This window comes from Candidatus Cardinium hertigii (genome assembly GCF_003788695.1).
Genome location: NZ_RARA01000022.1, coordinates 1 through 23,329, shown reverse-complemented (window position 1 = coordinate 23,329; position 23,329 = coordinate 1). Strand labels below are relative to the sequence as shown.

Sequence of the window (23,329 nt, the reverse complement as noted above, 5' to 3'; positions counted from 1 at the left end):
TTTTATTCTGGTCGCGTGGCCGAGCGGCTAGGCAGAGGTCTGCAAAACCTCGTACGGTGGTTCGAATCCACTCGCGACCTCTTTTCTTTTCGTACTAATAGGTTTGGTACTGAGTGCTTACAATTGCTACCGTATTTTATTTTCGTTTTTAACGGCATAAAGGCATAAATAGGATATTTTCACTTTGATCATAACATAAAATTATTTATTATAAATAATGGAGGGGGAGGACCCTCAAAGGGAACACAACGATAGGACGATAGGAGGATTATAAAACTTCCTTACTTTTTTATTTGCCTGGGTGGCGGAATTGGTAGACGCGTTGGTCTCAAAAACCAATGGTAGTGATATCGTGCCGGTTCGATTCCGGCCCCAGGTACAATGGATATTATTATAAATAGGAACCCGCTTTAAAAAACGTATCCGTTACGATTATGCGAACCATTGCGCAAAAATATATTGATGAAGGGATGCAACAAGGGATCATACAAGGTATAGAGAAAGGCATGGAGAAAGGTATGGAGAAAGAAAAAGCTGAAATAGCACAAAAGATGTTAGCTAATAATATGGATGCTACCCTTATTGCGCATATTACTGGACTTGATGTCTCTTTTATTCGTACACTAACTATAAACAGCGTTTATAGCGGCTTATTCTCTACAGTAAGTGAGATAACGAATAACCTGCTGAAAGGCAGATTAGACATTTGTTTAGTCCCAGATTGTGGTAGTTTGTTTTAGTAATAAATTTATCAGGTTCTTCTTCCCATTTTTTCATAATAAATTCGTAAGGGGTTAAGCAGGTCTTTCTACAAGATTGTGTAAATAGACATAAGACCCTTAAATCCTGCCTTCAAATTTAATCATAAAGTATGCCCTTTTTTGCTGCCTTATGTAAATTAGGACAATTGCCACAGCAGTGACTGTCTTTTCCAGCTGCTACTGACTGCACAACTTGTTGGGGCTGCTGGGTAGGCAGCATCATTGCATGCTGTTTGGCACAGCTGCTGCATATATGAGCTATGTAGACAGCAACAATAGGTTTACAGAATAAAAATATTTTTGCTATGTATTTCATGGTTGTACATTTTTGTAATTTTCAATTGCCACAAACAATAAGCGCTCGATTTTTTGACTTAAAAAAGCTGCTTATCTATTAACTTGTAATATTATGCGATGAGCATTTAGCGCCACTGCATATCGCAACGAAACATTCAATTTTTCGAATATGATAGGTAATTAGTGTAAAAGGTAGTCTCCGATTTCGTCTCCGCTTGCATTTTATTTTTTTTTTTCTAACTTTGTTTAAATGCGTTTATTCACTATAATGTGTTTATATTATCATGCTAAAATATAATTTTCTATTACAGGTAAACAACATAAAGAACAAACATAAAGAACAATGTAGTAATTTCAATTTAAAAAAAATAATATGGACATAATAAAAATTATACAAAAGCACCTTTGGTTACATGTGTTTTTTTTACAGGCAATTTGCGCTTGCAGTAAACATAACTATCAGATGGATCAATCAAAAATAATTATACCCCTTTCTGCATCTAGCGTAACCCACACTAACCTATCAAGCCAAGCGCTTTCGCATATCAGTGCACAAGAAATTTTTGGCGTTGTACTACTACATGGATTAGGTATGGATACAAGTGAAATGGATTTTTTAGCAAAAGCTCTCCGCAATCAATATAAAGAAAAAGTACTGATTATAAATTCAGAATCAAGAGTAGAAACTAGTATGGATGTCGACCTAGTGCAACAAGCAAAACTGGTATATGAGGAAATAGTAGCTAAGTTGCAAGCGCATCATAAAGATGTTAATACCTTTCCTTTATTTATACTAGGGCAAAGTCAAGGAGGCGTGATAACCGTACTTATAGAACAACAATACAAACATGCACTTAACTTGCGTGGTGTTGTTACCCATAATGCACCATTACAAGGTGTGTATTATCTTACAAATGGACCTTGGGCTACCAAACAATTTGCACGGAGTCTGCACCAAGGTTTAGAGATCATGGGAGCCACGGTAAACCAAAAGCAGATATCAATATTCAGTGGAATAGAAAGAATAGGGTTGAATTATTATGGTAATTTTCTTGATTTTAAAGAAAGCTTACGCAAACAACCTAATCCTGTGGAATTTTATACTGGCGTTAGAGAACTATTACCCAATAGTTCCCGTATGGCATCGATAACCCGTTATTTACGTGGGAGGGATAAAACAGATAACGTACCCATTTTGTTAATTGGAGGTTACGAAAATGACTACAGCAATATTTGTGGCAATGCTATAAAAAAATATAAAGAGCAAAATAAAAATGATCAGGAAATTACCCAAATTATACAAGCTTGCAACCAGCATACTGCTAAATTTATAACTGGGGATCCAAATGGGCTACATGATTACGTAGTTCCACTAAAATCACAACTGTGTAGGGGAGATAGCTTAGAAGATCTTACCCATATTGGGGCTGAACCATATCGAATGGATATGCCTGGTGATCACAATATCACCTCTTGTATTATAAAAGGTATTACACATTGTGATACTTTATTTCCTATGTCTGATAAAACAATAGATCGTCAAGAAAGTATGATGAGACCTAGTCGTATGCTACCAGTTTTATACCAATTTATAGATGAAAATTTATAAAAAAATTATAGGCACAAACAAAAGAAAACAACATGCGTTCATAACAGACAAGGGAAGCTATAATGATTTTGAAGGCAGTAGAATTTTTAAAAAATTTTGATTTGCCCATTTTACACTTTCCATCAAAATAAGCACCCTTTTCAAAAACTGCAAGGTATAAATGGAACAGAAGGAACTATAAGCTTTTCAGCTTGAATAATAGAATTACCATTGCTGGGCTATTCTGATATAGGTAATGAAGCAGTATTTGTTTCCAAGTGGGGAGAGTCGAAAGAATTTGCAGACCGGTGTATGTCAGCCTCTAGGGACACTAAGGTAGCATTTCCTATAAATTATTTTTCAGCACCACATTAGCTACCTATATTTGGACGGTTTATTGAGGTAGCGAGGATGCTTGCAATGCAAACAACTACATACAAGCTAAAAAGCTTGAAATATTAATTATTTGTATATTTCAATCCTTCTAGCTTGCATGAGTTCATTACTGATAGCTAAAAATTTTCAATAGTATCAAATTTTCCATCTTCCCTATGAATAACTACATGCCCATGATCTGTACTTTTTGCATGTTCTTCTGCTCGTTTAATAGCTTCTTCCTTAGAGTCATAGGACTCGTAGTCTGTAGCTTTTACTTCTTTTACATGCCATTTGTTTGCTTCCTTGTTGTGAGTAACATGAAAGAAATGACCTTTTGCTTCTGGTGATTGACCTCGTCCTGTCATAATAACCTCCTATATGTTTTATATACTTTTACAAAAAAACTCTATTAAGTTTTAATATAAACTTAATACTATAATAAATATATATACCATTAATAACATATACAACTCTATGCAGCTGTCTGTATTCCTTATATTATATTAAATTATATTTATATGCATAACAGTAAAAATTTGTTTGTAATTTGGATACGTATTGGTATCTATTATAGTGTTTATTAGTTATTATTTAATATCTATTTTTTTTGTTTTTCCTATTTCTTTTTTAGGAATGTTTATGCATAGTATGCCATTATCAAATTGTGCATCTATATGCATTTCATCTATATTACTAGGTAAAGTTATAGAACGTTGAAATATTCCATAGTATCTTTCGCGCATATAATAATTTTTTTCTTTACTTTCAGTTGTTTCATCTCTTTTTCCCTTGATAGTTAACATATTGTTATCTATTTTTAGTTCTATATCTTTGGCCTGCATGCCTGGTAATTCCACTTCGATACAATAGGCTGAATCAGTTTCTGATATATCCGTTCTTGGCAATATGCTTCTTTCGTTCCCAACTGAAGCGGACGTTGGGAACGAATAAAACTCATTAAATAAATCATTAAATAAATTGTGAAAGTGATCCCGTCTGGTTAGGTTTCCCTCGTCTGATTTATGTTTTATAAAAGGTAAATTGAATGTCATAATAACCTCCTCTATGTTTTGTAGTTTTGTATACTTTTACGAAAAAATACTTCATTAAGGTTTTAACATAACTTAATGCTACAGCAATATATATACCATTAATAATATATGCAACCCTATGCGGTTTTTATTTTTTAAGTTATAGTTATAGGCTTTATATATAATCAACCCTTGCAAACCATAAGCTATTTTAAGAAAATTTGATATGTTTACCTGCATAAGCGTAAGGAGCTATACTTTTTTAAAGTACAGCTTATAGTTTATATCATATTTAATAGTTTATATCATATTTAATCGAATGTATCTTAAACAAGGAGGTAACTATGGTAACAGATGGGGAATTATATACGGTTGTAATGGAAAAGCTTGCATTTGAGCCGAGGCTTAACGCTTCCAATATTACGGTTTCTATTAAAGGTAATCACGATATTGTATTACTTGGTGGAACAGTTAAAACCTTTATTGAAAAATCTATTGCGGAAAACGCTGTTAAAAATATAGCTGAAGTGCGGGGGGTAGTGGATGAAATTAAGGTAAATCCTACTGTATTGGGAAAAAGAAGTGATGCAGAGATAGCTGAAGCAGTAACTAGCGCATTGAAATTAAATGTAATGATACCAGATAAATGTATTAAAATAGTGGTAGAAAAGGGTCATGTTATTTTGTCTGGAGAACTGGAGTGGCAGTATCAAAAGAATACGGCTATGTCGATAGTGAGCAAGCTTTGGGGTGTAAAGGCCGTAGTCAATAATATGGTAGTAAAACCTAGTATGGGTATCGATACAGACAAAGTAAAAAAACAGATTATTAGAGAATTTGAGCGCCATGCACGTATAGATGCTAATAGCATTCAAGTCGAAGTAGTTGGCAGTAAGATCATCCTTAAAGGGAAGGTGCGTAATTTTGATGAAATGAAAGAAGCAGAAGAGGCTGCTTGGTCGTTACCAGGCGTTACGGAGGTCGCCAATACATTAACTATAGCATAAACAGGGGCTACGTACAACGTAATTATCCAGCAAAAGGTATCCGTTCAGCGGTATGGCCTATACGTAGCTGATTACCAATATATAATATATAGACATGTTTATTTAAGTAAATCTATCAAAATAGCTTGTGGTAGGATCACACATATTTTTCTTCCATCTGGTGTACATATCGTATTACTAGATGAAAAAAGCTGTGCCAACAATGCATCCATTTCTACTGCATTAAGTTTTTTTCCATGGGGTATACTGGCTTTTTTGGCCAATGCCTTTGTCAAACGTTCCGAAGTGGAGTCTACTTCCTTGCTATTGCGTATTTTAAACTGTTCTATTAATCCTTCTACTAATTNCCATGGATAATAATGGTAGATTCCCCAAAGGGATGTATAACAAATCCCAACGAACGCAATATGGCTTCATTTTCTAATACCATCATGTAGTCTACAGGATTTAAAACCAGATGTTCGGGCATAAGCAACTGCTGTGATGCACCACTTCTATTTTGTAAATGGTTGCGAAACTTATCATATAGTACACGTTCATGGGCTGCTTGCTGATCAATTAAAAGCGCACCAGACTGTATTTGTGTAATAATATAGCTGGCATATAATTGTACCGCTTGCCCTGTTGCATTTTTATGGTGAAACGCTTCAACGGGTTTTTCTAGTAAAGATGGTGTAGCTGCTGGGCTATCTGTAAATAGATCTTGCCAATTTTTAGGCGGAATCAAAGATGAAACAGAACGATCTGTTTTAAACTGTGTATAATTTCTTTCCATTTCTGAATGGAAAGAATGCGGTTTTATATGCGTTTTTATAGCAACAGGAGTGGTAAACTGCAACGCAGAAAAATTAGTATTCTGCTCAAAATCTAAAGAATCGCCCACATGATGGGTGGCTAAACTTCTTTTAACTACGGCTTGAAGTATAGCATAAATCGTTCTTTCATCTTGAAATTTGATTTCTGTTTTGGTAGGATGTACATTTATGTCGATCAACTTAGGATCGATGGTAAGGTAGAGAACATAAACATGAAAGCTATCGGCTGGTAAAAGCTTACCGTAAGCATTTTTAATCGCATGATGCAAAAATGGACTTTTTACAAAACGCTGATTTACAAATAAAAACTGCTCTCCCCTTGTTTTTTTTGCCTGTTCTGGTTTACCTATATAGCCTTCTATGGTTATGATATCAGTGGTTTCTTTACAAGGGATAAGTTGTTTTTTATAGCTATCTCCAAACAAATGTACAATTCTATGGCTTACTTTTGCTGCTGGTAGCTTGTATACTTCCGTATCATTGTGATAAAGGATAAATCCAATATCCGACCTAGCAAGTGCTGCACGTTGCACTTCCTCTAGAATATGTTTGAATTCTACTGCATTAGATTTTAAAAAATTTCTTCGTGCTGGAACGTTATAAAATAGATTTTTAACACTTACCCTTGTTCCAGGTGAGGGAGCAATCGCTTCTTGCTTTTTTACCTTAGATCCTTCTATAGTAATAGCAATGCCAATAGATGCTTCATGCAAACAGGTTTCCATTTCAACCTGTGCTACAGCTGCAATAGAAGCCATTGCCTCTCCTCTAAAACCCATGGTCTGTATTTTGCATAAATCCGCTGTAGTAGCAATCTTAGAAGTTGCGTGCTTTTTAAAACACATCAACGCATCTGTTTCACTCATACCTACCCCATCGTCAATAACTTTAATAAGCTGCTTACCAGCATCTTTTATAATAATTGTTATGGTTTTGCTAGCTGCATCTATGGCATTATCCAGTAATTCCTTTACTATAGAAGCAGGCCGTTGTACAACTTCTCCAGCTGCTATTTGATTAACCAGTAAATCAGGTAAAAGACGAATTGTATTCATTATAATAATGCTATAGTTATTAGAATAACTAGACTTTTCGTTAAATTTAATAAAAAAAGTTTACGCGAAAGTGATCATTATGTTGCAACAATTGCAAAAACGTACTAAACTGGTCTACTGCGCATGCATCTAACGTTCATCTAACACATTGAGAAACTATGGCTGGACACGCCTTAGATTATATATCTAGTCGTATTTTTTTTAAAAGCACACAAAAAAAGGGTTGCTGGTTACTTATTTTTAGTTTTTTGGTTTGCTCTACCTGGTATGGCATATGTTATCGGGCTAACATTCTTTTAGGCCAGCCAGATCGTTTGCTCATTATTCCAAGGGCATGTACGCTTGATCAGCTCACCACGCAGTTAAAAAAGGCAGGATATATAAAAAATGCAACTACTTTTTTATGGACTGCATATATATTGAGATATAAACCCCAGTACGCTCCAGGACAGTATCAGCTGATTAGCAATATGAATAATTGGCAATTGGTTAAAATGTTACGTGGTGCTATGCAATATCCCGTAAAGATTACTTTTTCTACTGCAACCAATAAAGAAGATTTGGTAGCGCAGCTGGTCAAGCGTATAGGCATACCGCAGGAAGAACTATTACATTTGCTCAATGATGCTAAGCAATTATTGAACTATGGGTTTTCTGCAGAAAATATCTTAACCATGTTTATTCCAGATAGCTATGAAGTGTACTGGACTATTACCGCAGAGCAGTTATTGTATAAAATATATTCTAATTATAAACGTTTTTGGAATGCTACGCGGCTCGAGAAAGCAGCAAAAATGCAATTAAGTCCTATTTCCGTTTCTATTTTAGCTTCTATTGTACAATCAGAAACAAATGATCAGCAGGAAGCAGCTATTATTGCAGGTGTCTATGTGAATAGACTTAAGCGTAAGATGCCGCTGCAATCCTGTCCAGTTCTTATTTATGCGTTAAAAGAAAAAGGAATTGTAGCTAAAAGGGTACTGAAAAATGATACCTATATCTATATAAATCAGTATCGTAAAAAAGAGCTTCCTTCTGGGCCTATTGCTTTACCCAGCGTGCATATGATTGATGCCGTTTTAAATTATATACAACATGATTACCTTTTCTTTTCAGCAAAGGAAGACTTTTCAGGACTACATTACTTTACAAATAATTATAAAACGCATGTAAACAATGCCAATAAATATAGAAGGGTGCTCAATGCACTAAAAATTATGCGCTGATTATCTTATTTATAACTGGTAAATTGACTTCCCTAGTGGTAGGCTTATGCGCTATGGTATTAGTTTTTTACCGCAATGATTTATTAGATTTACTTAAATTATTTTTTGCTTTTACCGTACCGATTATAACCGCTCCCTTTGTTTTAGCTGTTTTGGGATTTCGGGGTAGTGGGCGTACGGCTTTAATTGGTATGGCTACCGGTATAGTAACCATTATAGCTTGGAACCAATGGATTGAACCAAAAACAGAAATAGATGGTGCATTTGTTGCTATGCTGGCCAATGGTTTAGCTATGCTAGCTGCACATTACCTACTGCCTCAGCCACCCGGTACCGGCTGGGCAAGCCAGATGATACACTTAAGCAGATTAGGCAAGCTTATACACAGAAAAAAGAATGTTTGGCCATCGAATATATTAGGCAGTAAAGTATTAGACCATCTAGGTCTAGTAGCAGCTATGAAAATATCTAACAGGGCCCAAGGTCTATCTAATGAGATTTTATATTGATTATCATAGAGTAAAAAGCTTAGAAAGAAAAGGAAAATTGTCTCTTTAAGTAAAAGCATCCGCAACTTTCTAAACAAGTTGTATAAATTTGGGAAAATACTATTATGGAAAGCCCAATTAAGGGCATGGTATAGAATTAAACCAAAACACAATAGAATGGATCGCATGGGAAAGAGCCCAAGACAGCTGGCACGCTATCTGAAAAAAAATTATATCAAATAGAAAGCAGGCAAATGGCAAAAGCAAGTCTATTCATTAAGCAGTCTTGCTTAGGGCATTAAGGTCAATGGCAACATAGGGCACACCCATATCACGAAACCATTCTTTTTTTCTCTCTGCACTAAGGTGGCCTATCTCCGAATGCCCATTTTTATCTAAAATAGTTATACCACCTTTTTTATCTATTTTCTTGATACGAACACTACGAACAGGAAGATGTTCTTCTACCAAGTCTGTATTGTATATAGTATCTTCTACAGAAATAGTTTCTGCTGGTAACGCCTTGATCAATATCTCACGCATTTCTTTGGCTGGTGTATTAATCATATATACCTTCTCTGGATGCAATTTTAACATGGTACGTGCAGCAAAGGCATGGAAAGCTACAGAGATATTTTTGTGCATATGGTTCTTGTTTTCTTTATATATCATATTTATGATAAACTTAGGAGTTCGAAAAATACCTTGGTGGCTTGTAAAAGGTAAATCACCAGCAGTCCCTACCAACATGGCCATCTCTATATCTTTATATGCAACCGTTTTTGCCTTAGAAACAGGTTGAATGGTAATATAAGCAATCCAAAATTCATCCGATTGATTTCTTCTATTTCTTAGTAGAAAAATTTCCTTAAATATATCCAACGCATTTTGAGACCTTAAAAGGGAATACTTCCCACCATCCACGCTATATTCATTACCATACTTACGAATACATTCCTTATTAGCTGTTATAAATTGATACCAGAATGACTCGTTATCCTCACTAAGACGTTCCATTACAAAAAAAAGCTTATCTGCTTTTTGCTCCGTATACAACTCCTCTGTAACAGAGCTAGTTGACGGTAAATCTGTATCAGGTTGCTTTCTTTCTTGTGGTATATCCTGATCCTGCATAGAATTTTTACTTCCTTTACCGTTACCACAAGCCGTGTTACTTAATAGAAGTAAAAAGAAAAATAGCTGCCGAATAATGCGGTAATTATATAACATTTTAGTTTTAGGTTTAATTTTTAATTTAATTTTAATTAAAATTATTAATAATACAATAATTTTATCAATTTAATAAAAAAGGGACATTTTTCAAATTTATTATCTGCTGTATACATAATCTACAGTGCATTTTTGGCAAATATCCTGCGAATCCATATAATCAAACAGATTATCTCAAAAAAGCAAATGGTACTATACGCATATAAATGACAAAAATGTGCTTTTTATACAAAATATAACCATATCCTTGGCTTTATGGCAAAAATAACCTATAATAAAAACAGATCGTTACTGTTTTTACTTGTTTATTGGATTGTATATGATATTCTTGAATGTACCCCTCTTGATGGTGGTAGCCTTTTTGTTATTGACCTTAGCAGTAGGCCTTTACTATAGCAGAAAAACAACTACTTTACGAGAATATACGGTAGGCAATAAACAATTTGCTACCGCTACCTTAGTAGCTACGGTGTTAGCTACTAATTATGGTGCAGGGGGGCTGGTGCGTAGTGTGCAACAGGTTCATCATCTTGGTCTTTACTATATAATATATTCTCTTCTAGCTAATTTAGATTACTGGATTATTATTAGACCATTGGCATTACGAATGACGCCATTTATGCAAAACCTCTCTATGGCAGAGACGATAGGAAGTGTATATGGTAAATATCCAAGAGTTATTACTGCTCTGGCTTGTATCGGTGCCTCTATTGCTGGTTTGGCTATTCAAATCACTGTAATATCACAAGTAATCAGCATATGTTGTATAGATGCAGTTAACCCTAAACCTAAATATATTACCATATTAGCTACCTTAATCCTTATCTTTTATTCTTCTTTTGGAGGTATTCGTGCAGTTACCTTTACGGATGTATTGCAATTTATAACCTTTTCTATTATTATTCCCTTTTTGGCTATATGGATGTTTTACAAGATCAACAACCCAGTTGCAGAAAGCATCTCTTTTTTGCAAGCGCAAGAAAAATTTCAGTTTAAAACCCTATTACGTTTTGATACTAAACTAGTAGCTATAATGTCACTAATATTATCTGGTATGGCTGCTGGTATTAATCCTACAATGGTTCAAAGAATCTATATGTCTTCTGGCCCTATTCAGGCACAAAAGGTTTTCTTATATTCTGGTTTATTTAGTTGGCTGATAAAAATTATCATAATCCTAATTGGGTTGTTTGTTTTTGTACAAGTACCAGAACTATCTATAGAAGCAATTTGGCCCTATATAATGAAAAACATCTCATCTTTTTCTCAAGGCCTTGTTTCTATCAGCTTACTGGCTATGGCTATGTCTACAGCAGATTCTAAACTAAATGCTTGTGCTGTTATGGTTAGCCATGATATCCTGGAAAGTATAAGAGGAGTGAAAAGGGTTCCTTATACGCATCAACTTCGTCTGGCTAGACTGACTTCTCTAGTTATAGGCTTATGTGCCATGGTATTAGCTTTTTACCGCAAGGATTTATTTAATTTACTTAAATTAATTTTTGCTTTTACCGTACCTATTATAACCGCTCCCTTTGTTTTAGCTATTTTGGGTTTTCGGGGTAGTGGGCGTACTGCTTTGATTGGTATGGCTACCGGTATAGTAACCATTATAGCTTGGAACCAATGGATTGAACCAACAACAGGCATAGATGGTGCATTTGTTTCTATGCTGGCCAATGGCTTAGCTATGCTAGCTGCGCACTATTCACTGCCTCAGCTACCCGGTACCGGCTGGATAGAGCCAGATGATGAACTTAAACAGATTAGGCAAGCTCATACACGGAAATGGGCACGTAGAAAAGAAGCATGTAAAGCACTTTTTTCAAAAGATAATTTGGCTAATCTTCAACCAACTACGGTTAGGTTAGTAGGGGTTAGCCTATATGTTATTACCACTGCTTTTGTAGATCGTTTTATAATGGGCGTTATGCATCCTACTTATTGGCCAATATTCCAAATTATGGTAGGTGCTTGTTTTGCAGGATATGGGATTTTTATTCCAAAAAATAAATTTCCATCCTGGCTAGTAGCTCGATATTGGCTAATAGGTTTAGCTTTTTGTTTTCCCGTAAATAGTATTTGGCATTTTTGGCATGCCACCGATTCCCTATTGACATTAACTTTAACTTTAGTTCATTTAAGTATAACTTTATGGGTATTACCCTTATATCTGGGACTTCTGGTCGGTATACCATTAATAATCGTGTATGCCATCTGTTGCATCAAAGCGTTATGGCTATGGGGTACTATGTCACTTCTCCTATTAGGTATAGGATTGCTGATATGCGTCATTATTATTTTCGATAAATTTAGAAACAATAGCTATGAAAATCAAAATACCTATCTAAAAAATCAACAAAAATTAAGAGAAACACAAAAGCTAAAAAGCCTTGCTTATAACTTGCATATGGATACAACACCTGTTATTAGCCAGGAAGAAGAAGATGGTATGATTTTAGAGAAAGTAGTAAAAGATGTTACGCAATCTGTTTCATTTATAGATGACACAACGCCTCTTTACAAACAGGATTTTCAAAGTATTATTAATAAATTTTCCGAATGGGCTATTTTTTTAAAGCAGCAAGCCAAATCTAAAGACCATATCCTATTGCTGCCAACTGCAATTTCTATAAATCAACTGATAAATAAAATAGAAGTTGCCTTAGAAAGGGAAATGGAAAATGGCCCTAGATTATTTATAGAGCACAAAGATAATACGGTTCCAGTCAAGATCGTATGTGATGTCAACCAGATCATTCATTTATTGGTTACGGCTATTTTACGTACTGCTAAATCAGATGTTTTAGAGACGCAATTTGTAAGGGTATACTTGTATACCACCCATTTACAATATGAGGTCCATGAGCCCATCGATAATGGATATGCTCCAGCGATGGTTTTTTCAGCTATAGCTTTCGTAATAAGCAGCTCTCATCTACCCCTAGCGGAGCTACCCAAAGTGCAAAGCTATTATGAGCCTAATAGAGATAATAAGGAAACTAGTAAGCAAACTGCTTATAGACCTCTAGCACAAACGCATATAGATCTTGGCAAAAAGACCATAGAACGTATTATGCATACCCACTATGGCTATTTAGAAATATCCAACCAAGGTGCTATACTACTGGTGCTTCCTTGGGATGTAACGAAAATCCGAGAGGAGATGATCGCCAAACTACCGATTACACACTTAACGTCGGAAGCGCCTATCACTCCCAAGGAACAGGCTGATTCCATGATGGTGTTAATGCAATTTCATGAGTATGTCTGCCAAGTGGCTGAGGTGGATCCAGGGATGATTGCGGAAATACTTTTATTACTTAGGCGTTGTTATGGTTTTAAACGCCATGCATCGGGGCAGTTGTTTTATGTCCGTGCAGTAGGCATTGCACAATGGGTAGCTACTTGGATTTTCCACTCTCCTAAACCTATTTATGCCTCCCTGCTCTATGACCTAGTACGTTATACCCGTTTGCCTCTTTCTTATATTAAGGCCAATTATAACCGGGGTATTTTTTGTTTTGTAGAAAATGTGTTAAACATAGACCAACACCAAGAAATGGCAAAATCTTTACTCTATGTTACCAATCGCTTTAAAGAAGCCATCAACCAAGATCACCTTTCTGTATTGTATATCAAATTGGCAGAACGTCTTTATGACCTACGTTATGCAAAAAATTATAACAATCTTGAAGCAGTGAGGCAGATGGCTAAAGAAACACTTACCGTAGATATTGAATTGGCTAAAAAATATTTAGAATCCGAAATCGCAAAGGAATTAGAAACGGCAGCAAAACAGGCTTTGGCGTTTTGTAATGCAGCTGTACAGGCTGATTAGCTATCTTTTTTTGATCAAGCAAAAAAGTAGCTTTAAAAGAAGTAGTTTTATTAGCCACTTTGAGGCCGTTGCAATAGAAAACAAAAATTTTATAAAAAAAGGAAATCTACACACAAGTGTTAATTAAAAGCCTTAAAAAGGACATAAACCATACTATTTTAACGCTGTAAACTTATAAGAAATTTTAAATTTGTATAATACAATCGTTTCAATTTTCTATTGCAACGGCCTTGTAAAGTTTATGCTTTGAGGTGGCATATAGAAGCGTGTTATAAACGATTAAAGATAAGTGCAGAACTAGAGAATTTTTCTGGTATATATTTAGAAGCTGTATTACAGGAATTTTGGGCTCATTTAGTAATGTGTAATTTATTGGCACTGCATATGTGTGATGCTCAAGTTCCTTGGAAACCAGAGAAAATAAATGAGTATCGTTTGAATTTTTCAGTTTTGTTTGGTGTGATGCGTCAAAAAATGCATCAAGTGCTGATTGGGAAGTGCTCAACTAAAAGCTTTCAGAAACTCTTTGATAGAGTGTGCATACGAGCTAAAGTGAAAATCCGACCCGGGCGATTATATAGTCGTGACAAGGTGGATAAACCTAAACGGCATCATGTCTTTAGGAGGGTCTGCTAATCATGAATTCCCTTAAGTTGACGCCATTGTCCGTTCACTTGCGTGGCAGTCATGTTTTATAGATTATAGAAAATTGCTAATTTTATTCATTTTAAAAAAAACTACTTCTTTTAAAGCTACTTTTTTTGCTTGATCAAAAAAAGTAGCCAAAAAAAATCAAGCGCTGGTGAACAAATCTGTTGAAAATTTCAGCCTGAAAGCTGAAAATCAAAACTCGCCCAGGCTTGCAGCCTTGGGCTCAAACAAGTTGATTTTCTACTAAGCTTTCAGACTAAAATTTTCTAATCACAGCTTTGTTCAAGGCGCGTTTTTTATGTATCCGTTCAGTGGAGTGGCCTAAGCCTCTATAATCTGGAAAAGATTATGGAAAGGATTTAGTTTTTTTTGCTTCCAGGATAGATAGAGAGAAATTATCCTTTTCAAAAATCTATTTCTTCCCCGTTCAGATTGGGTAAAGTAAGCATTGTATATATTTGTTTATAGATTTTTTAATAAAAAAATAAAATATATATATAAACTCGAATACTATGGAGATTTTATTATTTTTAATCTATAAAATTTTTAATTTTTTATAGATTGGTTGATTTATTGATCTGTTATACTTATAAATACTGTTATATTTTTTTAATTTTTTAATTTTTTATTTGTATATACACATTAATTTTTATAAATTTTTATAATTTTAGTTTATTGAACTGTTATGTTTATAAAGCACCCTCCTAAGCCTTGTGTATTCTCATCTGCCATCGCTATTTTAGGTGCTGGTTCATGGGGCACCGCACTGGCTATTCATCTAGCCCTAAAAGGACAAATTGTACATTTATGGGGAGATAAATCCGATCATATGGAAATACTCCAAGCTTCCCGATTTAACCCAAATTATCTATCTAATATCCGTTTACCTAGCCTTATTTCTTGCTTTTCAGATCTAGCCAAAGCTATAGAAAACGTAACAGATATCTTGATAGCGGTTCCCAGTGCTGCCTTCGATATTATCTTACAAAAATTAAAACCCTTATTTACAAATAACCAGCATCTACTATGGGCCAGTAAAGGCTTATGTAAAAAACAATGGTTACATCAAGTCATCCAGACTATCTTAGGTGATATCCCTTCAGCTGTGTTATCCGGACCTACTTTTGCTTCCGAAATAGCTAGAGGCCTTCCCAGCTTAGCTATAATCGCCTCTTCTTGCAAAAATTTGGCTCAGAAACTGTGTGATCGCTTTCAAAGTCAATATTTTCGTATATCACCCAGTCAAGACGTAATGGGGGTTGAACTGGCAGGTGCTATGAAAAATATCTTTGCTATTGCTGTAGGTATTTTGGAAGGCTTAGGCATGAAAGCCAATACACAATCGGCCTTAATGACAAATGGATTATCAGAAATAATAAAATTAGGACTTGCACTGGGATGCCAATTTGAAACGTTTCTAGGTAGTGCTGGTATTGGTGATCTTATATTAACTTGTACGAATAATCAGTCTCGCAACAGGCGCTTTGGTTTAGCTATCGGTCGCGGTGAAACCATCCAAAAAGCTCAACAATCGATAGATCAAACCATAGAAGGGGTTGAAACCAGTTCTGCTATTATTCAGCACGCTATACAGCACAAAATTCAGTTACCTATTTGCACTCGTGTCTATCAAATTTTGTATGAAGCATACTCTCCACAAACCTTACTCGATGCTTTGCTTCAATAATTTTATTAATAAACTTCTCATCTTCAAAAATTAATGGTGTTAGACTGCTAGATTCAGTTTACTCATAGTATTTACACTGTTTTATACGCTTTATCACTTGCACACCTTATCAACTTTTCAAATTTATTGAATATATCATTTATCTTATGACAAAATAGAGCATTTACTGGATATCACATTTATGGTTATTAAGGACTTCGAAGCCAACAATTGGCAAAAATTTCCTGTATATGCATTTGCACAATGGCCCAAGAAAGTATCCGTTCAGTGGTCTGGTCTATGCGTATTCGTGTTCGCACCAATTAAAAATAGCACAATAATGCAAGATCATAAAAACGCGCCTTCGCTTGATTTTTTTGGTTACTTTTTTATCAAGAAAAAAAGTAACGAATAATTTAGTAATTAAATAATTAAATTAAAAACATTTCTGCCACGCAAGTGAACCGACAATGGCGTCAACTTAAGGTTTAGCTGTTATTGATAACCAAGTAGAATAGGAGGGTAGGCTAATCATGAATTGCCTTAAGTTGACGCCATTGAGTGAACCGATACCCAAGAAAACACAGCGAATATGACGTTGCCAAAAACAAAGCTCTTTTATCATAATCTGCTTATTTAGATTATATTATTTAATGCCAAATATTTATATTTAGCTAATCAGCCTGTACAGCTGCATTACAAAACGCCAAACAAGCACCTACCATAATTTGGAATATTGGCTAATAGGTAGGATGCATAGCGCCCATTATAAAACGATCTACAAAAGCAGTGGTGATAACATATATACTAACCCCTACCAACCTAACCGTAGTTGGTTGAAGATTAGCCAAGTTACCTTTTGAAAAAAGTGCTTTACATGCTTCTTTTCTACGTGCCCATTTCCGTNNTATTTCCGCAATCATCCCTGGATCCACCTCAGCCACTTGGCAGACATACTCATGAAATTGCATTAACACCATCATGGAATCAGCCTGTTCCTTGGGAGTGATAGGCGCTTCCGACGTTAAGTGTGTAATCGGTAGTTTGGCGATCATCTCCTCTCGGATTTTCGTTACATCCCAAGGAAGCACCAGCAGTATAGTGCCTTGATTGGATATTTCCAAATAGCCATAGTGGGTATGCATAATACGTTCTATGGTCTTTTTGCCAAGATCTATATGTGTTTTGCCAAGATCTATATGCGTTTGTGCTAGAGGTCTATAAGCAGTTTGCTTACTAGTTTGCTTATTATCTCTATTAGGCTCATAATAGCTTTGCACTTTGGGTAGCTCCGATAGGGGTAAATGAGAGCTACTTATTACGAAAGCTATAGCTGAAAAAACCATCGCTGGAGCATATCCATTATCGATGGGCTCATGGATCTCATATTGTAAATGGGTGGTATACAAGTATACCCTTACAAATTGCGTCTCTAAAACATCTGATTTAGCAGTACGTAAAATAGCCGTAACCAATAAATGAATGATCTGGTTGACATCACATACGATCTTGACTGGAACCGTATTATCTTTGTGCTCTATAAATAATCTAGGGCCATTTTCCATTTCCCTTTCTAAGGCAACTTCTATTTTATTTATCAGTTGATTTATAGAAATTTCAGTTGGTAGCAATAGGATATGGTCTTTAGATTTGGCTTGCTGCTTTAAAAAAATAGCCCACTCAGAAAATTTATTAATAATACTTTGAAAATCCTGTTTGTAGAGAGGCGTTGTGTTATCTATAAATGTAACAGATTGCGTAACATCTTTTACTACTTTTTCTAAAATCATACCATCTTCTTCTTCCTGGCTAGTAACGGGTGTTGTATCAATATGCAAGTTATAAGCAAGGCTTTTTAGCTTTTGTGTTTCTCTTAATTTTTGTTGATTTTTTAGATAGGTATTTTGATTTTTATAGCTATTGTTTCTAAATTTATCGAAAATAATAATGACGCATATCAGCAATCCTATACCTAATAGGAGAAGTGACATAGTACCCCATAGCCATAACGCTTTGATGCAACAGATGGCATACACGATTATGAATGGTATACCGACCAGAAGCCCCAAATATAAGGGTAATACCCATAAAGTTATACTTAAATGAACCAAAGTTAAAGTTAATGTCAATAGGGAATCGGTGGCATGCCCAAAATGCCAAATACTATTTACGGGAAAACAAAAAGCTAAACCTATTAGCCAATATCGAGCTACTAACCAGGATGGAAATTTATTTTTTGGAATAAAGATCCCATATCCTGCAAAACAAGCACCTACCATAATTTGGAATATTGACCAATAGGTAGGATGCATAGCGCCCATTATAAAACGATCTACAAAAGCAGTGGTAATAACATATATACTAACCCCCACTAACCTAACCGTAGTTGGTTGAAGATTAGCCAAGTTACCTTTTGAAAAAAGTGCTTTACATGCTTCTTTTCTACGTGCCCATTTCCGTGTATTGGCTTGCCTAATCTGTTTAAGTTCATCATCTGGCTCTATCCAGCCGGTACCGGGTGGCTGAGGCAGTGAATAGTGCGCAACTAGCATAGCTAAGCCATTGGCCAGCATACAAACAAATGAACCATCTATGCCTGTTTTTGGTTCAATCCATTGGTTCCAAGCTATAATGGTTACTATACCGGTAGCCATACCGATCAAAGCCGTACGCCCGCTACCCCGAAAACCAAAAACAGCTAAAACAAAGGGAGCGGTTATAATAGGTACAGTAAAAGCAAAAGTTAATTTAAGTAAGTCTAATAAATCATTACGGTAAAAAGCTAATACCATAGCCAATAGGCCTATGACTAGGGAAGTCAGTCTGGCTAGCATGAATTGATACACCTTGGAAAGGACCTTTATCCCTCTTATACTTTCCAAGATATCATGGCTAACCATAACCGCACAACTGTTTAAATAAGAATCAGCTGTAGACATAGTCATAGCCAATAAACTGATAGAAATAAGGCCTTGAGAAAAAGGCGAAATATTGTTCATTATATAGGGCCAAATTGCTTCTATAGATAATGCTGGTGCTCCTATAAAAACAAATAGACCGATTAATAATATTAAAATGCCTATAAGAAAACTAAATAAAGTAGAATATAAGAAAACCTTTTTTGCCTGTATAATACCAGAAGACATATATACACGTTGTATCTTTGGGGGTTCTATACCAGACACTAAATTGGTTAAAATTAATAAAATTATACCTATTAATTTAGTATGAGAATGGCATACGCTACTAAACTGAAATTTTTCTTGTGTCTGCAAAAAAGAGAGACTTTCTGCAACTGGGTTGCTGATCTTGTGAAACATCCATACAGCCAAAAGAGGAATAATAATAGAAAAGGTTATAAATTGTAATACATCCGTAAAGGTAACCGCACGAATACCTCCAAGAGTAGAATAGAAAATTAAGATAAAGGTAGCTAAAACGGTAGTGTAATATTTTAACTCAGCGTCAACTGAACCTAAGCAGGAGCTAATTGCCTTGGATATTACGGTGATTTGAACGGCAAGAGCAGCAATAGAAGCAGCAATACAGGCCAAAGCAGTAATAAGCCTTGGGTACTTACCATATACACTACCTATCGTTTCTGGCATAGAGAGGTGTTGCATAAATGGCCCCATACGTACTGCCAATATGCTAATAACCCAGAGATTTTTGGAAAGTAAACTGAATATTATATAAAAAAGACCAAGATGATGTACCTGTTCTACCGTACGTACCAAACCTCCCCCACCCCAAGCAGTCGCTAATGTCGTAGCCACCAAGGTAGCCGTAGCAAATTGTTTATTCCCTACCGCATATTCTCGTAAGGTGGTAGTTTTTCTACTATAGTAAAGGCCTACTGCTAAGGTCAATAACAAAAAGGCTACCACCATCAAGAGGGGTATATTCAAGGATATCATATACAATCAAATAAGCAAGTAAAAACAGTAACGATCTGTTTTTATTATAGGTTATTCTTGCCATAAAGCCAAGGATATGGTTATATTTTGTATAAAAAGCACATTTTTGTCATTTATATGCGTATAGTACCATTTGCTTTTTTGAGATAATCTGTGTGGTTATATGGAATTTTATATAAGGTTTTTTTAAATATTTAGCCAGCTAAACATTCTTTTTTCCATGTATGAGCTTGCCTAATCTGCTTAAGTGCATCATCTGGCTCTATCCAGCCAGTACCAGGTGACTGAGGCAGTGAGGCCGTTGTAATAGATATCAACCATTTGATAAAAAAACCTTATTAAATAATAGGAAAACATTAACTTGTATATGAAAAAAGTTTTGCTATTGTCTGCTACAAACGGCCTCCTATTGATAAATGAGGTATTTGTAAAAAATTGTCCAGGACCTGGATAAGGTGTTTCACATAAAAATCTTAACCCCATTTGCAGCATTATGGATTAGCTCTATATAGCCAGCTATGGCTACATTTTATTAAATTAAAATTACGTTTATACTAACCAGTTCCTCCTATGTCTAGCAATAAAAATTACCAATGGCCTCGTATCAGGGTAGGTAGCGATGATTTTAAAACCTTACGGTTACATAGTGATCTTCTAGGAGATAAAAGTTTGTTGATTCAGGAACTATTGGAAAATAGTGCAGAAGTGCTCCTTATTACCAGGCCTAGACGTTGGGGTAAGAGCTTAAATATGGATATGCTTCGGAAATTCTTTGAGATAGAAGTAGATGAAGCAGGTAAACTTTTACCAGAGGAAAAAAGAATCAACCGGTTACTTTTTACAGGAGGTAATATAGATTTAGATATCAAAGGTATAAAACAGTTAGCGGCTTTAAAGATTCACACGGATGTTTATGCTATGGAGCAGCAAGGAAAATACCCCGTAATCTACATAAATTTTAAAGATGTAAAGGGCAGTAACTATCAGGATATTGAAGCAGACATCAAGCAACAAGTTGTGGCTTTATTTTTGCAACATGTTTACCTAGAAAGTTATATTTCTCATCCTACCTCTTTTCTAAAAGAATCCCAAAAAGAACAGCTCGATCACTATTTTTCCGGTAAACTGGATAAAAATGATCTTAAACAGAGTTTGCGTTTTTTAAGTGAATTACTGTATAAGCATTTTAACCAAAAAGTGTACATCTTGATTGATGAATACGATACCCCTATTAACAATTCCTATATTAGATTTGGCAATAAACCAGAAGAATTTGAGCAAGTATTGGAATTATTTCGTACTATATTTGGCAGTAGCCTAAAAAGCAATCCTTACTTAGAAAAAGGGGTTATTACCGGTATATTGCGTATTACGAAAGCCAATCTTTTTTCTGATTTGAATAATGTACGTGAATATACTTTGTTAGATACGAAATTTGCTTCATTTTATGGATTTACACAATCAGAGGTTGAGCTACTGTTAAGCCAGCTACCTGCTATAACAGATCCAGCTAAGATTAAAGATTGGTACAATGGCTATACGTTTGGTGGCAAAGTGACCTATAACCCCTGGTCTATTATGTGTTGTTTGTCTAATGAAGGTAAATTAGATTATTACTGGATTGACAGTGGAGGGACAGCGCTTATCGATAAAATGCTATTATCAGATGAGATGCAAGTATATTTACAAAATTTAACTGCCGGGGAGCCTATTATTTCACCTATTGCTACACAAATCAGTTTCTCGGATATTACTAAACCGATGGGTTTGTTTAGTTTGTTATTGTTTAGCGGTTATTTGAATCCCACTGCTAAAAGTCCAGAAAAAAACATTTATGCCTTATCTATTCCGAATGAAGAAGTAAAATATATCTATGAAACGAGAATTCTACAATGGGTTACGGATCAATTAGAGATTGATAGTGTTAGATACTATAGTTTGATTGCTTTATTACCTACTTGTCGTGTAGAAGATATAGAAGCATTTAAAACACAATTTCAAAAATTGTTATGCAGCACTACAAGTTTTTATCAAACAGGAGAAAACAGAGCTGAGCTATTTTATAGTGGCTTTATGTTGGGGTTAATTGCTATGTTAACCCCTGATTATATTGTAGAAAGCGAAAGAGAAACAGGTAGTGGTAGAGCGGATATTATTTTATTGCCACAAGCTGGTAGAAGTGATAATGCCATTATTATTGAGTACAAAGTAGCTAAAACCCTAAAAGATTTACCATCTGTAGCCGAAATAGGTTTGCAGCAGATTATAGATAAAAAATATGATACCAAAGTCAAGGAACATAGGTATGTTAAAAAGCTTCTTAAACTTTCTATGGCCTTTTGTGGCAAGCAAGTAGCCTTTGCGTATCAAATTGATACTGTATCTGCCTGTACAAATGAAAATAAATAGATCTAAAGTTATTATAGCATAATAGCTTTTCACGAGTGTGAACCAACTGTTGATTATTTAGGCAGATAACAATTATAAAAGTGTCCGTTCACCCAATGGCGTCAACTTAAGGCAATTCATGATTAGCCTACCCTCCTATTCTACTTGGTTATCAATAACAGCTAAACCTTAAGTTGACGCCATTGTCCGTTCACCCGCGTGGCAAAAATGTTTTTAATTTAATTGCTAAATTAATTTCTAATTGGTACGAATAGGGATACGCATAGGCCGCACGGATGATTGGGGATTGAAGATTGAGGTTACGATTGATTTGAACGAATACATATACTAATTATTATACTTTTTCCTTACAGATTTCCAGTGCCTTCCTAGCTGCGATTTCTAGATCTGCTGCTATCTCCGGCTCCAAATAATTCTTAGCCAATTCAATATCTACGGTAAGGGTCTCTTTGGCCATATACTTAACCTCTTCTAACTTGGTATAGCCTTCAGCATGGTGTAGGTCATAAAGGCGTTCTGCCAATTTGATATACAATACGGAAACGTGATCTTGGTGGATGGCTTCTTTAAAGCGATTGGTAATATGGAGTAAAGATTTTGCCATTTCTTGGTGTTGGTCTATGTTTAACACATTTTCTACAAAACAGAAAATACCCATGTTATAATTGGCCTTAATATAAGAAAGAGGCAAACGGGTATAACGTACTAGGTCATAGAGCAGGGAAGCATAAATAGGTTTCGGAGAGTGGAAAATCCAAGTAGCTACCCATTGTGCAATGCCTACTGCACGAACATAAAACAATTGCCCCGATGCATGGCGTTTAAAGCCATAACAACGCCTAAGCAATAAAAGTATTTCCGCAATCATCCCTGGATCCACCTCAGCCACTTGGCAGACATACTCATGAAATTGCATTAACACCATCATGGAATCAGCCTGTTCCTTGGGAGTGATAGGCGCTTCCGACG

Annotated in this window: 14 protein-coding genes, 2 tRNA genes and 2 pseudogenes; 11 read left to right on the top strand and 7 right to left on the bottom strand. The window is 35.4% G+C overall.

Features of this window, described 5'->3' with window-relative positions:
• Positions 1-9: 9 nt before the first annotated feature.
• The 4 genes from EDM02_RS01895 to EDM02_RS01880 all read left to right on the top strand — a co-directional run bounded on the left by EDM02_RS01895 (position 10) and on the right by EDM02_RS01880 (position 2,667).
• Positions 10-80 (top strand) — tRNA-Cys (locus tag EDM02_RS01895).
• Positions 81-295: 215 nt separating this feature from the next.
• A tRNA-Leu gene (locus EDM02_RS01890) sits at positions 296-379 on the top strand.
• A gap of 55 nt (positions 380-434) precedes the next feature.
• A complete protein-coding gene (locus EDM02_RS01885; protein WP_123662641.1) occupies positions 435-740 on the top strand; it encodes an RpnC/YadD family protein in 306 nt (101 codons plus the stop codon).
• A 781-nt stretch (positions 741-1,521) separates the two neighbouring features.
• Positions 1,522-2,667, top strand: a complete 1,146-nt coding sequence (locus EDM02_RS01880; protein ID WP_184891090.1) for an alpha/beta hydrolase — start codon at positions 1,522-1,524, stop codon at positions 2,665-2,667.
• A gap of 491 nt (positions 2,668-3,158) precedes the next feature.
• Here EDM02_RS01880 and EDM02_RS01875 read toward each other — a convergent pair whose 3' ends face one another.
• Together EDM02_RS01875 and EDM02_RS01870 are read right to left on the bottom strand one after the other, a co-directional pair.
• The gene (locus EDM02_RS01875; RefSeq protein ID WP_123662637.1) at positions 3,159-3,389 is read right to left on the bottom strand and encodes a DUF2188 domain-containing protein; all 231 of its coding nucleotides are present in this window, start codon (positions 3,387-3,389) and stop codon (positions 3,159-3,161) included.
• Positions 3,390-3,611: 222 nt separating this feature from the next.
• On the bottom strand, positions 3,612-4,076 hold the full coding sequence (locus tag EDM02_RS01870; RefSeq protein ID WP_123662635.1) for an Hsp20/alpha crystallin family protein: 465 nt from the start codon (positions 4,074-4,076) through the stop codon (positions 3,612-3,614).
• Positions 4,077-4,399: 323 nt separating this feature from the next.
• On the opposite strand from EDM02_RS01870, the gene EDM02_RS01865 reads away from it, so the two are divergent.
• Complete coding sequence (locus EDM02_RS01865; RefSeq protein ID WP_123662633.1) at positions 4,400-5,062, top strand: BON domain-containing protein; 663 nt, start codon at positions 4,400-4,402, stop codon at positions 5,060-5,062.
• 98 nt (positions 5,063-5,160) lie between these two features.
• On the opposite strand, the pseudogene mutL reads toward EDM02_RS01865, so the two are convergent.
• Positions 5,161-6,935 (bottom strand): annotated as a pseudogene (gene mutL / locus EDM02_RS01860) (DNA mismatch repair endonuclease MutL).
• 155 nt (positions 6,936-7,090) lie between these two features.
• Here mutL and mltG point away from each other — a divergent pair.
• Together mltG and EDM02_RS05650 are read left to right on the top strand one after the other, a co-directional pair.
• Positions 7,091-8,158: an endolytic transglycosylase MltG gene (mltG, locus tag EDM02_RS01855; RefSeq protein WP_123662631.1), complete on the top strand. Its 1,068-nt coding sequence runs from the start codon at positions 7,091-7,093 to the stop codon at positions 8,156-8,158.
• 53 nt (positions 8,159-8,211) lie between these two features.
• Positions 8,212-8,667, top strand: a complete 456-nt coding sequence (locus EDM02_RS05650; protein ID WP_184891089.1) for a hypothetical protein — start codon at positions 8,212-8,214, stop codon at positions 8,665-8,667.
• A gap of 255 nt (positions 8,668-8,922) precedes the next feature.
• On the opposite strand, the gene EDM02_RS01845 is transcribed toward EDM02_RS05650, so the two are convergent.
• Complete coding sequence (locus EDM02_RS01845) at positions 8,923-9,780, bottom strand: hypothetical protein (RefSeq protein WP_123662629.1); 858 nt, start codon at positions 9,778-9,780, stop codon at positions 8,923-8,925.
• A gap of 415 nt (positions 9,781-10,195) precedes the next feature.
• Here EDM02_RS01845 and EDM02_RS01840 point away from each other — a divergent pair, with 415 nt between their 5' ends.
• The 3 genes and pseudogenes from EDM02_RS01840 (at position 10,196) to EDM02_RS01830 (ending at position 16,055) form a co-directional block, all read left to right on the top strand.
• Positions 10,196-13,717, top strand: a complete 3,522-nt coding sequence (locus EDM02_RS01840) for a sodium:solute symporter family transporter (RefSeq protein WP_123662627.1) — start codon at positions 10,196-10,198, stop codon at positions 13,715-13,717.
• 234 nt (positions 13,718-13,951) lie between these two features.
• Positions 13,952-14,353 (top strand): annotated as a pseudogene (locus EDM02_RS01835) (IS4-like element ISWosp8 family transposase); the annotation flags it as partial.
• Positions 14,354-15,053: 700 nt separating this feature from the next.
• Positions 15,054-16,055, top strand: coding sequence for an NAD(P)H-dependent glycerol-3-phosphate dehydrogenase (locus EDM02_RS01830; protein WP_123662567.1), 1,002 nt, complete (start codon positions 15,054-15,056; stop codon positions 16,053-16,055).
• A gap of 719 nt (positions 16,056-16,774) precedes the next feature.
• Here EDM02_RS01830 and EDM02_RS01825 read toward each other — a convergent pair.
• Positions 16,775-19,924 (bottom strand): sodium:solute symporter family protein, encoded by a 3,150-nt coding sequence (locus EDM02_RS01825; protein WP_478210130.1) that lies wholly within the window; start codon positions 19,922-19,924, stop codon positions 16,775-16,777.
• 221 nt (positions 19,925-20,145) lie between these two features.
• Complete coding sequence (locus tag EDM02_RS05945) at positions 20,146-20,268, bottom strand: hypothetical protein (RefSeq protein ID WP_260215007.1); 123 nt, start codon at positions 20,266-20,268, stop codon at positions 20,146-20,148.
• A 253-nt stretch (positions 20,269-20,521) separates the two neighbouring features.
• On the opposite strand from EDM02_RS05945, the gene EDM02_RS01820 reads away from it, so the two are divergent.
• On the top strand, positions 20,522-22,360 hold the full coding sequence (locus tag EDM02_RS01820) for an AAA family ATPase (protein ID WP_123662623.1): 1,839 nt from the start codon (positions 20,522-20,524) through the stop codon (positions 22,358-22,360).
• 334 nt (positions 22,361-22,694) lie between these two features.
• Here EDM02_RS01820 and EDM02_RS01815 read toward each other — a convergent pair.
• On the bottom strand, positions 22,695-23,329 hold a 635-nt coding region (locus EDM02_RS01815), incomplete at its 5' end, for an HD domain-containing protein (RefSeq protein WP_123662621.1).

What these genes read in the sequence shown, in the direction of transcription:
- EDM02_RS01865 (WP_123662633.1), top strand. Translation starts at nt 4,400, where the DNA reads ATGGTAACAGATGGGGAATTATATACGGTTGTAATGGAAAAGCTTGCA.
- EDM02_RS01830 (WP_123662567.1), top strand. Translation starts at nt 15,054, where the DNA reads ATGTTTATAAAGCACCCTCCTAAGCCTTGTGTATTCTCATCTGCCATC.
- EDM02_RS05650 (WP_184891089.1), top strand. Translation starts at nt 8,212, where the DNA reads ATGGTATTAGTTTTTTACCGCAATGATTTATTAGATTTACTTAAATTA.
- EDM02_RS01840 (WP_123662627.1), top strand. Translation starts at nt 10,196, where the DNA reads ATGATATTCTTGAATGTACCCCTCTTGATGGTGGTAGCCTTTTTGTTA.
- EDM02_RS01870 (WP_123662635.1), bottom strand. Translation starts at nt 4,076, where the DNA reads ATGACATTCAATTTACCTTTTATAAAACATAAATCAGACGAGGGAAAC.
- EDM02_RS01875 (WP_123662637.1), bottom strand. Translation starts at nt 3,389, where the DNA reads ATGACAGGACGAGGTCAATCACCAGAAGCAAAAGGTCATTTCTTTCAT.
- mltG (WP_123662631.1), top strand. Translation starts at nt 7,091, where the DNA reads ATGGCTGGACACGCCTTAGATTATATATCTAGTCGTATTTTTTTTAAA.
- EDM02_RS01880 (WP_184891090.1), top strand. Translation starts at nt 1,522, where the DNA reads ATGGATCAATCAAAAATAATTATACCCCTTTCTGCATCTAGCGTAACC.
- EDM02_RS01820 (WP_123662623.1), top strand. Translation starts at nt 20,522, where the DNA reads ATGTCTAGCAATAAAAATTACCAATGGCCTCGTATCAGGGTAGGTAGC.
- EDM02_RS01885 (WP_123662641.1), top strand. Translation starts at nt 435, where the DNA reads ATGCGAACCATTGCGCAAAAATATATTGATGAAGGGATGCAACAAGGG.
- EDM02_RS01845 (WP_123662629.1), bottom strand. Translation starts at nt 9,780, where the DNA reads ATGCAGGATCAGGATATACCACAAGAAAGAAAGCAACCTGATACAGAT.